Source organism: Pseudomonas sp. NBRC 111127, from assembly GCF_001320345.1.
Taxonomy (GTDB): domain Bacteria; phylum Pseudomonadota; class Gammaproteobacteria; order Pseudomonadales; family Pseudomonadaceae; genus Aquipseudomonas; species Aquipseudomonas juntendi.
In genome coordinates, this window is record NZ_BCBD01000170.1 from 1 (window position 1) to 11,716 (window position 11,716).

Annotated in this window: 18 protein-coding genes and 2 tRNA genes; all 20 read left to right on the top strand. The window is 61.9% G+C overall.

The window, feature by feature from the left end; all coding sequences use genetic code 11:
- The first annotated feature begins 14 nt into the window (after nucleotides 1-14).
- Nucleotides 15-89, top strand: a tRNA-Asn gene (locus tag APH30_RS22905).
- A gap of 3 nt (nucleotides 90-92) precedes the next feature.
- A tRNA-Thr gene (locus APH30_RS22910) sits at nucleotides 93-168 on the top strand.
- Between the two features lie 28 nt (nucleotides 169-196).
- The gene (locus tag APH30_RS22915; RefSeq protein ID WP_054913844.1) at nucleotides 197-523 is read left to right on the top strand and encodes a hypothetical protein; all 327 of its coding nucleotides are present in this window, start codon (nucleotides 197-199) and stop codon (nucleotides 521-523) included.
- Complete coding sequence (locus APH30_RS22920) at nucleotides 520-831, top strand: hypothetical protein (RefSeq protein WP_054913845.1); 312 nt, start codon at nucleotides 520-522, stop codon at nucleotides 829-831. The genes APH30_RS22915 and APH30_RS22920 overlap by 4 nt, the downstream gene beginning before the upstream one ends.
- Nucleotides 832-909: 78 nt before the next feature.
- On the top strand, nucleotides 910-2,283 hold the full coding sequence (locus APH30_RS22925; protein ID WP_256222118.1) for a DUF1073 domain-containing protein: 1,374 nt from the start codon (nucleotides 910-912) through the stop codon (nucleotides 2,281-2,283).
- Between the two features lie 67 nt (nucleotides 2,284-2,350).
- Nucleotides 2,351-3,142, top strand: a complete 792-nt coding sequence (locus tag APH30_RS22930; RefSeq protein ID WP_054913860.1) for a phage minor head protein — start codon at nucleotides 2,351-2,353, stop codon at nucleotides 3,140-3,142.
- Between the two features lie 12 nt (nucleotides 3,143-3,154).
- Nucleotides 3,155-4,249: a DUF2213 domain-containing protein gene (locus APH30_RS22935; protein ID WP_256222119.1), complete on the top strand. Its 1,095-nt coding sequence runs from the start codon at nucleotides 3,155-3,157 to the stop codon at nucleotides 4,247-4,249.
- A complete protein-coding gene (locus APH30_RS22940) occupies nucleotides 4,249-4,764 on the top strand; it encodes a hypothetical protein (protein ID WP_054913848.1) in 516 nt (171 codons plus the stop codon). The genes APH30_RS22935 and APH30_RS22940 overlap by 1 nt, the downstream gene beginning before the upstream one ends.
- A gap of 10 nt (nucleotides 4,765-4,774) precedes the next feature.
- Nucleotides 4,775-5,752 carry a major capsid family protein gene (locus APH30_RS22945; RefSeq protein ID WP_082416237.1) on the top strand — a complete coding sequence of 326 codons (978 nt, stop codon included), beginning with the start codon at nucleotides 4,775-4,777 and terminating at the stop codon, nucleotides 5,750-5,752.
- Between the two features lie 10 nt (nucleotides 5,753-5,762).
- The gene (locus tag APH30_RS22950) at nucleotides 5,763-6,155 is read left to right on the top strand and encodes a hypothetical protein (RefSeq protein ID WP_054913850.1); all 393 of its coding nucleotides are present in this window, start codon (nucleotides 5,763-5,765) and stop codon (nucleotides 6,153-6,155) included.
- Between the two features lie 46 nt (nucleotides 6,156-6,201).
- Nucleotides 6,202-6,387: a hypothetical protein gene (locus tag APH30_RS22955; protein ID WP_054913851.1), complete on the top strand. Its 186-nt coding sequence runs from the start codon at nucleotides 6,202-6,204 to the stop codon at nucleotides 6,385-6,387.
- Nucleotides 6,388-6,393: 6 nt separating this feature from the next.
- A complete protein-coding gene (locus APH30_RS22960) occupies nucleotides 6,394-6,831 on the top strand; it encodes a DUF4054 domain-containing protein (RefSeq protein ID WP_054913852.1) in 438 nt (145 codons plus the stop codon).
- A complete protein-coding gene (locus tag APH30_RS22965; RefSeq protein WP_054913853.1) occupies nucleotides 6,828-7,448 on the top strand; it encodes a hypothetical protein in 621 nt (206 codons plus the stop codon). The genes APH30_RS22960 and APH30_RS22965 overlap by 4 nt, the downstream gene beginning before the upstream one ends.
- Nucleotides 7,448-7,867, top strand: coding sequence for a hypothetical protein (locus tag APH30_RS22970; RefSeq protein ID WP_054913854.1), 420 nt, complete (start codon nucleotides 7,448-7,450; stop codon nucleotides 7,865-7,867). Before APH30_RS22965 ends, APH30_RS22970 begins: the two co-directional genes overlap by 1 nt.
- Nucleotides 7,860-8,372, top strand: a complete 513-nt coding sequence (locus APH30_RS22975; protein WP_054913855.1) for a hypothetical protein — start codon at nucleotides 7,860-7,862, stop codon at nucleotides 8,370-8,372. Before APH30_RS22970 ends, APH30_RS22975 begins: the two co-directional genes overlap by 8 nt.
- Entirely contained in the window at nucleotides 8,365-8,922 is a 558-nt protein-coding gene (locus tag APH30_RS22980; RefSeq protein WP_054913856.1) for a hypothetical protein, read from the top strand. The genes APH30_RS22975 and APH30_RS22980 overlap by 8 nt, the downstream gene beginning before the upstream one ends.
- The gene (locus APH30_RS22985; protein WP_054913857.1) at nucleotides 8,906-10,036 is read left to right on the top strand and encodes a DUF3383 family protein; all 1,131 of its coding nucleotides are present in this window, start codon (nucleotides 8,906-8,908) and stop codon (nucleotides 10,034-10,036) included. Before APH30_RS22980 ends, APH30_RS22985 begins: the two co-directional genes overlap by 17 nt.
- 13 nt (nucleotides 10,037-10,049) lie before the next feature.
- Nucleotides 10,050-10,454: a hypothetical protein gene (locus tag APH30_RS22990; protein WP_054913858.1), complete on the top strand. Its 405-nt coding sequence runs from the start codon at nucleotides 10,050-10,052 to the stop codon at nucleotides 10,452-10,454.
- Nucleotides 10,451-10,930 (top strand): phage tail assembly chaperone, encoded by a 480-nt coding sequence (locus APH30_RS22995; RefSeq protein WP_054913859.1) that lies wholly within the window; start codon nucleotides 10,451-10,453, stop codon nucleotides 10,928-10,930. The genes APH30_RS22990 and APH30_RS22995 overlap by 4 nt, the downstream gene beginning before the upstream one ends.
- A 148-nt stretch (nucleotides 10,931-11,078) precedes the next feature.
- Nucleotides 11,079-11,716, top strand: a 638-nt coding sequence (locus APH30_RS23000) for a hypothetical protein (RefSeq protein ID WP_156326616.1), incomplete at its 3' end; no start/stop codon positions are given.

Genomic DNA, 11,716 nt, shown 5'->3' on the forward strand with positions numbered 1-11,716 from the left:
TCCGCTCCAATCATTGGCAAGTAGCACAGCGGTAGTGCTCCCGGCTGTTAACCGGGCGGTCGCAGGTTCGAATCCTGCCTTGCTAGCCATTCGCCGCTATAGCTCAGCTGGCAGAGCGTCCGCCTTGTAAGCGGAGGGCCCAAGGTTCGAATCCTTGTGGCGGCACCATTTCATGCCAAGCTACGGAGTCGAGCGCATGGATTTTTTTCACCGCATGCTCGACAAGCTCGACTGGGCCATTGCGGGCCTATTGGGGGCCTTGGTTGCCACCCGCTGGCACAAGGACGACCTGACGGACCGAAAGGCCTGGTTGCTGTTCCTTCTGACCGGCATGGCCTGTGCCCACTACCTGACGGGCATGGTCAGCACCTACTTCGGTATTGTCGAGCCCCGCAACGTTGCGGGGGTAGGGTTCCTGCTGGGCACCTTCGGTGGCTCGCTCATTGCTGCCGTCACCCGCGCCATCAAGGCCGCTGATCTCTGGTCTGTCATCAGGTCCAAGTTCGGAGGGCCCAACGGATGATTCTCGAATACGTCAACGCCTTCTCTGCTGGCCTGATCGCCTTGTGGGCTACCTGGGCAGTCCTGAGCGGGAAGGTGCGCGATGGGGTGATAGGGAAAATTCTTTACTCCATCATCGCCCTGAGCGGCTACGCCATCCTTGCTCGATCTGATCGCATGTTCTTCACCCCGAACACGGCAGGCGTCACGATGCACGTCGCGCTGGCCCTGGCTGGCATTCGGCATATGTTTGTCGTCATGTACTGGCCAAGGGTCAAGCGCTGGATCTGCCGCCGCCTTGACTGCGACCTGTGCAAGCAGCCGAAGTGATGCGCGCCACGAAATCATGAAGTGCCATTTTGTGGCGCGGAGTAAAAACCTGTGACCACATCAAAACCGCGAATTCAAGTGCCGTCTGGCGGAATTGTCACAAGCGACAGCCTCCAGAACTTGGTAGCCAACATCGGCACCAACCGGGATAAGCGCACGTACAACCAGTTCGGGTTCCAGTTCGTCACGCCCTACGAGCTCGAAGCGGCCTATCAGTCCAACTGGCTGGCCCGCCGCATCGTGGATAAGCCGAACGAGGATGCCCTGCGAGAGTGGCGCCGCTTCAACGGGAAGGACGCGAGCAAGATCGCTGCCGAGGAGCGTCGCCTGGGCGTGCAGCAGAAGTACCTGGATGCCTGCTGCTGGGCTGACCTCTACGGCGGCGCGGCCATGCTGATGATCACCGGCCAGGACCTGAGCAAGCCCCTCGACCTGAACAAGGTTAAGAAGGGCGGCCTCAAGAACATCGTGGTGTTCGACCGCTGGGACATTCAGCCGAGCCAGTTCAACTTCACCGATCCCGTGGCGCCCAACTGGATGCTGCCAGAGATCTACACGGTGGTGAACGGCCAGCAGCCGATCCACTACTCGCACGTCATCCGCCGTACTGGTGCCCGCCTGCCGCGTCGTATGGCTCAGTTCGAGCAGGGTTGGGGTGATAGCCGCCTGCGCCGCTGCATGGAAGACCTGCGCGATGTGGTGGCTACCAAGGGCGGCATTGCCTCCCTGGTGCTTGAGGCGAACGTCGACACCATCAGCGTGAAAGGCCTACAGGGTGCATTGTCCAGCGCGCAGTGTGATCAGATCACCGAACGCTACCGCTTGTTCGGCATGCTCAAGGGGATCATCAACCTTGGCCTGCTGGACCAAGACAACGAGGTCTATGACCGCAAGAGCATCGCCTTCTCCGGGCTGAGCCAGATCATGGAGCAATTCATGGTGTGGACTGCCGGCGCCGCTGAAATGCCGGTGACCGAGCTATGGGGGCAGTCTGCCTCCGGCCTCAACTCCACCGGAGACGGCGACCTCAAGACCTACCACGGCACCATCAAGGGCAAGCAGGACGGCCAGATGCGCCGAGACCTTGAGCGCCTGGATGAGGTAATGATCCGCTCCGCGCTGGGCACTTACCCCGAAGATATCGAGTTCGAGTGGAACCCGCTCTACCAGAAGTCGAGTGTGGAAGAGGCTCAGGAAGATCTGGCAGACGCCCAGGCCGATGCGATCAACATCGAGAACCGCATCATCCGCCCGAGCCATGCCATGCGCCGCGCTCAGGCCAAGGGCCGATACGCCATCACCGACGAGCAGATCACCGCCCAAGAGCAGCGCGAGAAGGACGAAGACAATGGCCTTGGCTCCGAAGAAGACCTCGACGCCTTCGCCATTGGAGGCCCTGACGGCGACCAACAAGGCGCTGATGGCAAGGAAGCGAAAGCCGCGGGCGCCTGACCCGGTAAAGCCGAGCGAGGACGCAGAGCGCTTCTATCGTGGGCAGCTGAAGGCCCTGGTCAGGCTCATGTCGCAGCAGCTGTACGCTGTCCTCGGCCCTGAGCTGGCCCGCTTGAAGCCTCAGTACACGGCGGACAGCGTGACCACCCTTGACGGCTGGACCGATGACATCCTCGCGGTGATTCGCCGGGTGTCATCGACGTTCACCACCAGCCTGTTCGATCAGCAGGTCCGGCGGGTAGCGGCAGGCACCATTAGCCGGGCCGAGGCCGACAACGCCCATGACTTCCGCAAGTCGGTCAACCGCGCTGTCGGCGTGGACTTCGAGCTGATCACCAAGCCCAAGGGCATGGTCGACTACCTCGAAGCCTCGACCGCCGAGAACGTCAACCTGATCAAGTCCATCCCCGCCGAGTACTTCCAGAGGGTGGAGACGATCGTGCTGGGTGGCATGAAGAGCGGCCTCGCTCCCACGGCGATCGCCAAGCAGATTCAGGAGCAGACCGGCGTCAGCGCCCGGCGGGCCAAGCTCATCGCTCGGGACCAGGTGTCGCAGCTGAACAGCGACCTTACCCGCCAGCGGCAGACGGCAGCCGGCATCGAGTTCTACCGCGTCGAGACGGCCAACGACCAGCGTGTCTCTGGCGACCCCAACGGCAAGTACCCCAATGCCAAGATCAGCTGCTACGGCATCGCCAAGCAGGACATCGGCTACGGCCCGGGCGTGTACAAGGTCGCCGAGGGCGCAACTTGGCGCGGTGTCACCGGCCTGCACCCTGGCAAGCACCACCCGCTCTGCCGGTGCGTAGGGATATCCCTGATACCCGGCGTGAACTACTTCCCCGACAAGAACGGGTAGCACATGAAGAAAATGACCATCGACGCGGCCTTTACGCCGACGTCGCGCACTCGCACGCCTGAGGGTTACCTATGCGTGAAGGGCATTGCGGCCCGCACGGGGGTCTACCAGTACGTTTCGACCGAACTGGAACTGCCGGGCCCGGCCCGCATCGTCAACGTCTACAAGCCAGCCGAAGAGCTCTTCAGTCCCGAGTCGATGGCCACGGCGATCGACAAGGACGTGACCAACGACCACCCGGACGACCTGGTCGATTCGACCACCTTCCGCGACGTGTCGGTCGGCCATGCCCGCGGCTATGAGCGCGAGGGTGAAAACGCGGTCGTCGACATGATCATCAAGGATCAGTCGGCCATCGACGACATCGAGTCGGGCAAGGCTGAGCTCTCGCCCGGCTACACCGCCGAATACGTGCCAGAGGCCGGCGTCGCACCCGACGGCCAGTCCTACGAGTACGTGCAGCGGATCATCAAATACAACCACTTCGCGGTTGTTGATGCAGCGCGGGCCGGCAAGGTCGCCCGCATTTTTGACCACAAACCGAAAGGTATCCCCCCAATGGCGACCCGGAAAGTCTTCCTAGACTCCAAGAAAAGCCGCTCCGTCATCCTCGACGAAGAGACCGCAACGGTAGTCGAAGACGCCGTGTCGAGCCTCATGAAGACCCTCGACGAGGCGAACGAGCGCGCAGACAAGGCCGAAGCGGCCAAAGACGAAGCCGAAGAGAAAGCAGACGAGGCGAAGAAATCGACCTCCGACGCTGCGATCGGCGAGCGCGTGAAGCTCACCCTCGACACCATCGCTTCCGCTTCGAAGATCGTGAAGAACTTCGACAGCAAGGGCCTGGTATCCCCGCTGGAAATCAAACGCGCTGCGCTGACCCAGCTCAAGCCAACCCGTGACTGGGTAGGCAAGTCCGAGGCCTACATCACTGCCGCATTCGACTCCGCCGAGGAAGATGCGAAGGAAACCACGGACGAGGATGACGACGAATCCCAGGCGACCAAGGACAGCCTCGCTGGCCTGGCCAAGGACCTGCGAAACCGTCCGAAGCTGACCACCGACGGTTCCGACTCCTACAACAAGTTCCTGCGAGGTGAAGCGTAATGGCCACCGCAATCGACACCTTTGGCCAGTACGCTGGCAAGGCCTTCGAGGGTCAGATCAATGACCTGGCGATGGCTGACATCACCACCGTGGTCGCCGACTTGGCCATCCCGTTTGCCCGTGCCGTTGTAGTCGGCTCGGCCGCCAAGCGCGGCAAGCTTCCAGTGGCTGCCGCTGCCCTGTTCCTTGGCATCTCGGTACGCAAGACCGTGGGTGTGAGCTCCAGCTACATCACCGGCGACGCCTCGAACCCTACCAACGGCAACGCCGTCGGCGGCTACCGCCTGGGTGAGGAAGTCAGCCTGGTGAGCCACGGGCGCATCTGGGTAAAGACCATCGACGGCGCCACTATTGGCGCTCAGGTCTACGCCAAGCCCACCACTGGCGAGCTGACCAACGCCACCACTGCTGGCAATCACCTGCTTCCAGGCTGCACCTTCCTGACCGCTGCTGCGGCCGGTGAGCTGGCCCTGATGCAGGTCAAGGCCATCAATCAAACCACCATTGCCGCTTAAGGAGCGACCTATGAGAACAATGGACGCAGCGGCCCAGGCGCAACTGGGCTTCCTGATCGGCAACCTGACGTACATCGAGCAGGAGGTGCTTCGCCAGCCATACCCGGAGATCAAGTATCCCCGCGTGCTGGCGGTGGACACCTCGGCCCCTGACTACGTCGAGTCGATCGGCTTCAAGGTGCTGGACTACAAGGGTGAGCCAGCCCCAATCGGCGACCTGTCCCACGACTTCCCTCTGGCTGAGATCGCCTCGAAAATCGGCGGTGTTGATGTTGTCCAGGCTGGCCTGGGCTACACCTACACCCAGATCGAGGTCGGCAAGGCCATGGAAATGGCCAACGCTCAAGGCTTCGGCGGCGCGATCAACTACCTGGCCGAAAAGCCAATCGCGACCCGCACTCTGACCGAGCAGTGGCTGGACCGTGTTGCCTTCATTGGTGATGCGCGCTGGCCTTCGCTGGCTACTGGTGGTCTGCTCAAGTACCCAGGCGTTCCTGTCCTCGCTACCGGCACCCTGCTGGGCGGTGCGAACAAGACCATTGCCCAGATCCTGGCTCAGGACCCGGACACTGCTGCAAGCGAGCTGCTGACCCTGCTGAACAACCTGATCCTCCAGGTCTACTCGGTGCAGACCAACAGCATCTTCCGCCCTACCCACATCCTGCTGCCGCTCAAGCAGTACGGCATGTTGACCACCTTCCGCATCCCGAACACCGCGGAAACGTTGATCAGCTACCTGGAGCGCGTGCTCAACGTCACCTTCGAGCCGATCCTGCAGCTCGCTGGTGCCGGTGCTGGTGGCACTGACCGAATGATGGCGTACACCAAGAACGCCCAGTTCGCGAAGTTCCACCTGCCAATGCCGTTCCAGCTCAACGCGCCGATCCCGTCTCACGGCGGTTCCCGGTACGAGGCGATGGGCGTTGTCCGCACTGCCGGTACTGAGCTGCGGGTTCCGATGTCCCACGCCTACGTAGACGGCATCTAAGGGGGTCACCATGTCTTCCAAGAAGACCTACACCAACATCAGCGCGAACCCGGTCGTCCTCAGTGACGGCAGCTCGGTGCAGCCTGGCGAGCAGACCACCGAAGAGCAGTTCGAGCTGGCCAAGGGTTCCCTCTGGGAGCAGCACGGCCTGCTGGTGGCCGGCGCGCCGGAGCAGCCTTACGACGCCAACGGCGACCTGCAGGTGCTGACCGAGGAGAACGCCCAGCTCAAGGCTGATCTGTTCGCCGCCCAGGCCAAGCTGGCCGAGTACGACGCTCAGTTCAAAGGCCAGGGCGACATCCTGAAAGATCTTCAGGATCGCCTCACCCAGGAGTCGGCGCGTGCCAGCAAGCTGGAAGGCGAGCTGAAAGACGCCCAGGCCAAGCTGGCCGGCAAGAAGTAACCCAGTGTCACGGCCCCTCAACCGGGGCCTATGACTGGAGACCCTGATGGCTTCCATCACGAATATCAGCTCGCATCGCATCGACCTTGCCGACCTCTCGTTGGCGCCGGGCGAGGCGATCGAGTACTTCGACGACCGAGAGGCCGAGCGCCTGAAGTCGACGAATTTCTACCGGGCCGGCTGGATCAAGCTTGGCCCATCGCCCGAGCCCGAGCCGCCCACCGAGGAATGACCCGACATGGCCGAACTGAACATCCCAGTAACGGCCGAGATGGTCGCTGAATTCCGCGAGTTCTACGAAGAGTTCGCCGACCCGGCCAAGTGGTCAGACGCCAAGATCACCAAGGCGCTGAACATCGCCAAGGGCGAATTCGGCACCTGCGGCAACTGGGGGCTCTATGGCCCCTGTTCGTTCCTGCAGCGCGGCTGGTTCGCCTTGGCGGCCCACTACCTGACCTGGAATGCGGCCACCACTGCCGCGACCGGCTCCGACGGCAGCGCAACTACGCCCTACGCAGTGGCCAGCAAGAGCGTTCGTGATGAGTCGGTGTCCTACGCCGTCCCAGGCGCGAATGCATCGCTGACGGCGTGGGAGGCGGCTCTTGCGCTCACCCCATACGGGCTTGAGTACCTGCACCTGCGTCAGCGGGCCGGCATGGGAGCGATCTGCGTATGATCCGGCCCACCGTAAGCATGATCGGCACACAGCAGGTGGAGAAGGCTCTCAAGGACCTTCAGAAGAAACTGGAGGGCAAGGAGCGCGTACTTGTTGGTGTTCCAAGTGGTGCTGGAGCCTATGAAGATGGATTGACCATCGCCACCATCGCCGCAGTGAACGAGTTTGGCGCAAAGGACATCAAGCACAAGGGTGGCGTCTCGTATGGGTACAACACCCAGAAGGACGCCGAGGAAGGCCGGGTGCGCTTCCTGAAATCCGGCGAAGGATTCATGGAGCTCGGCAAGACCGGAGCGTACTCCGGCAGCATCCCGGCCAGGCCATTCCTGCGCCCAGGCGTCGAGAATGTTGCCCCTACCCTGGTGTTGTTGGCAGAGGTGCAAATCCCCAAGGTACTTTCCGGGGAGTTCACCATGCTCCAGATACTTCAGCAAATGGGGCAGATGGCAGAGGATGGGGTGAGGACGCAGATCACCAACCTGAAAGAGCCGCCCAACGCCAAATCCACCATCCGCAAGAAGGGTTCAGACAATCCGCTTATCGACACCGGCAACCTTCGCCAGTCGATCCGCTATGTCATCGGCGGTAAGGATGAGCCTATCGAGGAGGGTATCTGATGGGCCTGAACATGCGCGGGCACGTCAGCGGCCCCTTTGTGTCGCACCGCGGCGTGCAACGCATGCGCTACAGCAGCGAGATCATCGACTTCGAACCGAAGCTGACCATGACGCTGCTCGACACATTCGACGCCAACGTCCAGCCGGCCAGCGACAAGGAAATCGAGTTCCTTCAGATCGGCGCCGAGCGGATCAACGACATCCGGGTAATCCACCGCAACGACGGCAAGGGGATCGAGGTGTCCACCCCGGGAAACCTGGCTGACATCTTGGTCTTCGCCGAAACCCCGGACAAGCCCGCCACCTGGTGGAAGGCCATGGCCACCGACTACCGGCCCTGGCACAACTTCTGCCGCGCGGTGATCGCCAAGCTTGACCCGGCCGAGATCGAAAAGCTGCAGGGGTACGCCAATGCATAAGGTTCGCGGCGACCTGGTCGCACTCTTTCGCCAGGGCCACTTCGATGTGATCGTTCACGGGCAGAACTGCCACTGCAACATGGATGACGGGATCGCCAAAACGATTGCCTCCTTCTTTCCTGAGGCGCTCCAGGCTGACTTGGCGACCAAGCCATACGATCGATCAAAGCTGGGCACCTATACCAAGGCATTTGTGCCACATGGGGTAATTATCAACGCCTACACCCAGTACGACTGGTGCGGATCTAGACCGGGCGGGATTCCGCTTACCGAGTATCAGGCGCTACGCGATGCATTCCGAGCAGCGATGGTCGAGTTTGGCGGCCAAGGTCGGCGCTGGGGCGTACCAGCAATAGGTGCAGCGCGCGGTGGCGGCGATTGGAGAGTGATCAGCGAGATAATTGATGAAGAACTGACTGGTGAGAATGTCACCTTTGTCGAGTTTGACGGACCTGACAGCTTTTACGGCGACTACCGACGGAATATGAGGCAGCCAAATGGTTGACACAATCGCCCTCACTAAGGTCGTTTGCCAGATCGTAGTCGCTGCAACAGGCCTGCCGGCAAACAAGGTGATCGTCGGTGACCCGGGCACATCTGCCCCCACCGGCACCTACGCGGCAGTCCGCATCGACAGCCCGGCCCAGTTCGGCCAGGCACTCAAGACGCAACGCAACGTGCCAGCCACCGATGACCCGCGCTTCGAGGACATCATCGAGCGGGTTTCCACCCAGTTCACGATCGGGTTCAGCATCAACATCTACCGTGCCGGCGCCATGGGCCTGGCCATGACCCTGTGCGAGGCGAACAAGCGCGAGCCGATCAAGAGCATCCTGCGCCGCGCCAAGTTGGGCTGGTCCCGCATATCACCGATCAACAACCTGACCGGCCTCTACCAAGCGGCAATGGAAGAGCGCTCCCAGGTCACCCTGTACCTCTACGGCGAATCCGTGGCTGAAGACCGAATCAATCGGATCTACCGCGTCGGCTTCGAGGTTCAAACCGAACAATCTGGCGCCATCGCGCAAGGGGAAGTAAATGCCTTATCCGGCTGAGAACATCATCAACATTGTCACGAACATCCGTGCGGCCGGCCTGGGCACTGCCAACTTTGGCGCTGGCATGGTCTTCGCGGACTTCGACTCTTCCACCGACACGACGTTTGCCGAGGGCAGCTACCGGGACTACGGAGGCGCTGCGGCGGTGGCGGCAGACTTCAACATCGCGTCCGATGTTTATCTGGCGGCCCTGGCCTGGTTCTCTGCGGTGCCAAAGCCAAAGTCCCTGCGCATCTACCTGCGACAGGAGGATGACAGCCCGGTCGAGTCGATGAACGACGCGATCAACAAGCGCATCTGGTTCTACTGGTACGAGTTCGAAACCACCATCCGGGCCAACGACGCCGACGTGCTGGCCCTGATCGTCGCCGGGGATGCTGCTGGCAAGTTCTACGCCGGCACCACCAACCAGGCAGCCGTACGCGATCCGAGCCTTTCCACTGACATCGTCAGCAAGGCCAAGCTGCAGGGCTCGCGCCGGGCATTCCTGCTCAGCCACGCCACCGCCCCCTATGCCGGCTTCGAGCTGGGCGCCGTGTTCAGCCGCGTCAACTTCAACGCGGCCAACTCGACCATCACTGGCGAGTTCAAGAAGCTGCCAGGTATCACTGCCGAAGACCTGACCATCACCGCGTACAGCGCGATGAAGGAAAAAGGCGCCCCGTTCTACACCGTGGTCGAGACCGGTGGCCAGGTTGACGCCGGCCGGGTGATCAACTCGAAGTCGACGTCGAGCTTTGGCGAGTACATCGACGACGTGTTCAATCTGGACGGCTTCGTGAACTCGCTGCGAGTGAACCTGTACAACGCCCTGGCCAATGTGCCAACCAAGCTGAAGCAGACCCCAGAGGGTCAGCAGGTCCTGATCGATGCTGCTGCGCAGATCGGCCAGCGCTTCATCGATAATGGCTACCTTGGCGCTCGACAGTACACGAGCGACGAGACCGGCGAAGAGGTCTTGAGCGATGGCTACGAGATCCTCAGCAAAGCTGACGACATTCTCGACCTCACCGACGCCGAGCGCGCAGAGCGCCTGGCTGCCCCAATCATCATGCGCCTGTTCCGTGCCGGCGCCATCCACGCCGTAGACGTAACCGTCAACGTCGACTGAGGAGAGCCAGAGCATGGCACTGAGTGACCTGTCTGTAGAAAACACCATCGTGGTGATCACTGGCGTTGGCGTGCTGGACGACTGGGGGCGCACCGACCCCCCATTCACTGTTGAGCCAATCGATGACCAGGCGATCCTGAGTCGCGGCCTGGGCGGAAACGGTGTCCGCTTCCACCGCAAGAACCCAGGGTTGCGCCTGACCGTCAACCTGATGCCCGGCAGCCCTCAGGCTCTGGCATTGCAGGCCCAGGTCAACGCCAAGTCCGAGGTGTCTGGCTCCTACGCCTCGATTGCCGGCTTGGAGGGTGCCGTCTTCTCCGAAGGCGTCATCACTCGCGGCAAGTCGATGGCGCGCGGCGGCCCGGGCCTCAACGACGCCACCTTCGTCATGGAATTCAACAAGGCGAAAATTGCATGAACCAGGCACAGGACTTCGTTCGCAGTATCGAGCATGAAGGTGTGACGTACACCTTCGGCATGCCAAGCGCCGAGAAACAGCGCGCCGTGCTGTTCCGTCTCGGCAAATACGGGGTCGAGCCGCTGATTCGCGGCCTGGCCCAGGCCGAGCTGGGCGCCGCGTCGTCGGTGGCCATCGCCGGCCAGATCGTTGGCGTCATGCTGTCGCGCATCCCAGAGGATGACTTCAACTTCATCTGCGACACGATGCTGAGCCAGCTGCACAAGGACGGCCAACTGGTCGGCATGCAGCAGTTTTCTGGTCGTCTGAAGACCTACTTCACCCTGGTGGTGCTGGCTCTCGGGAACGTGTTCGAGGATTTTACCGGACTCCTGACCCTCTTCCAGAGCTCTACCGGTTCAACCGGGGAGCCAGGGGCGAGTCAGGAGAACGCCTCAACCCAGCCATCGACTGGGACCTCTGGCGACCCTGCGTAGGGATTCCCGGGGTTTGCCCTCCGCTCTGCACCTACAAAGACCTCACTGACGGCACCTACTCGCTGGGCTGGGTCAAGCGCGCCAACCTGGCGATGGATGAAATGCTCTACGTGCGGCAGTTGCACGACGAGATCCGGAGAGCGAACCCGTGAAAGTACTTGAGAGCTTCCTGATCGCCCTGGGCATCAAGGTCGACGAGAAGTCATTCCAGAAGGCCGATGCGGCGTTTGGCGGCCTCACCAGGTCGGCTCTGCAGTTCGGCGCCGTGCTGGCAAGCAAGCTGGCCATCGACAAGGTGGTGGGCGACTTCAAGAACGCCGGCACCGCGCTGGACAACTTCAACCGCCTGACCGGGCTCAGCACGCAAAATGTGCAGGCGCTGGGCCAAGCACTGGCCGCCCAGGGCGGGAATGCGCAAGACGCCTTCGCGGCCATGCAGAAGATCCAGGACCTGATGGCATCGCCCATCACCGGTAACGTCGGCTGGTTCGGCGACGTAGCCAAGCTGGGCCTGGACCCGAACGCTATCATTGGCGCGCAGGACACGGCAGAGGCCCTGGCCAACATCGCCGGCGCCTTCGAGAAGATGACGCCGCTGAACCAGCGCCTCGCCGGCCAAGCGCTGGGCTTCGACGAGAACACCATCCGCCTGCTGATGAAGGGGCGCGACGAGGTAGAGAAGCAGCTGGATTCCCGCAACAAGCTGGGCATCATGACCCAAAAGCAGGTCGAGGATGCGGCACGCCTCACCAAGGCGAACGCCGAGCTGAACCTGGTGTTCACCGA

What these genes read in the sequence shown, in the direction of transcription:
- APH30_RS22915 (WP_054913844.1), top strand. Translation starts at nt 197, where the DNA reads ATGGATTTTTTTCACCGCATGCTCGACAAGCTCGACTGGGCCATTGCG.
- APH30_RS22920 (WP_054913845.1), top strand. Translation starts at nt 520, where the DNA reads ATGATTCTCGAATACGTCAACGCCTTCTCTGCTGGCCTGATCGCCTTG.
- APH30_RS22930 (WP_054913860.1), top strand. Translation starts at nt 2,351, where the DNA reads ATGTCGCAGCAGCTGTACGCTGTCCTCGGCCCTGAGCTGGCCCGCTTG.
- APH30_RS22935 (WP_256222119.1), top strand. Translation starts at nt 3,155, where the DNA reads ATGACCATCGACGCGGCCTTTACGCCGACGTCGCGCACTCGCACGCCT.
- APH30_RS22940 (WP_054913848.1), top strand. Translation starts at nt 4,249, where the DNA reads ATGGCCACCGCAATCGACACCTTTGGCCAGTACGCTGGCAAGGCCTTC.
- APH30_RS22945 (WP_082416237.1), top strand. Translation starts at nt 4,775, where the DNA reads ATGAGAACAATGGACGCAGCGGCCCAGGCGCAACTGGGCTTCCTGATC.
- APH30_RS22950 (WP_054913850.1), top strand. Translation starts at nt 5,763, where the DNA reads ATGTCTTCCAAGAAGACCTACACCAACATCAGCGCGAACCCGGTCGTC.
- APH30_RS22955 (WP_054913851.1), top strand. Translation starts at nt 6,202, where the DNA reads ATGGCTTCCATCACGAATATCAGCTCGCATCGCATCGACCTTGCCGAC.
- APH30_RS22960 (WP_054913852.1), top strand. Translation starts at nt 6,394, where the DNA reads ATGGCCGAACTGAACATCCCAGTAACGGCCGAGATGGTCGCTGAATTC.
- APH30_RS22965 (WP_054913853.1), top strand. Translation starts at nt 6,828, where the DNA reads ATGATCCGGCCCACCGTAAGCATGATCGGCACACAGCAGGTGGAGAAG.
- APH30_RS22970 (WP_054913854.1), top strand. Translation starts at nt 7,448, where the DNA reads ATGGGCCTGAACATGCGCGGGCACGTCAGCGGCCCCTTTGTGTCGCAC.
- APH30_RS22975 (WP_054913855.1), top strand. Translation starts at nt 7,860, where the DNA reads ATGCATAAGGTTCGCGGCGACCTGGTCGCACTCTTTCGCCAGGGCCAC.
- APH30_RS22980 (WP_054913856.1), top strand. Translation starts at nt 8,365, where the DNA reads ATGGTTGACACAATCGCCCTCACTAAGGTCGTTTGCCAGATCGTAGTC.
- APH30_RS22985 (WP_054913857.1), top strand. Translation starts at nt 8,906, where the DNA reads ATGCCTTATCCGGCTGAGAACATCATCAACATTGTCACGAACATCCGT.
- APH30_RS22990 (WP_054913858.1), top strand. Translation starts at nt 10,050, where the DNA reads ATGGCACTGAGTGACCTGTCTGTAGAAAACACCATCGTGGTGATCACT.
- APH30_RS22995 (WP_054913859.1), top strand. Translation starts at nt 10,451, where the DNA reads ATGAACCAGGCACAGGACTTCGTTCGCAGTATCGAGCATGAAGGTGTG.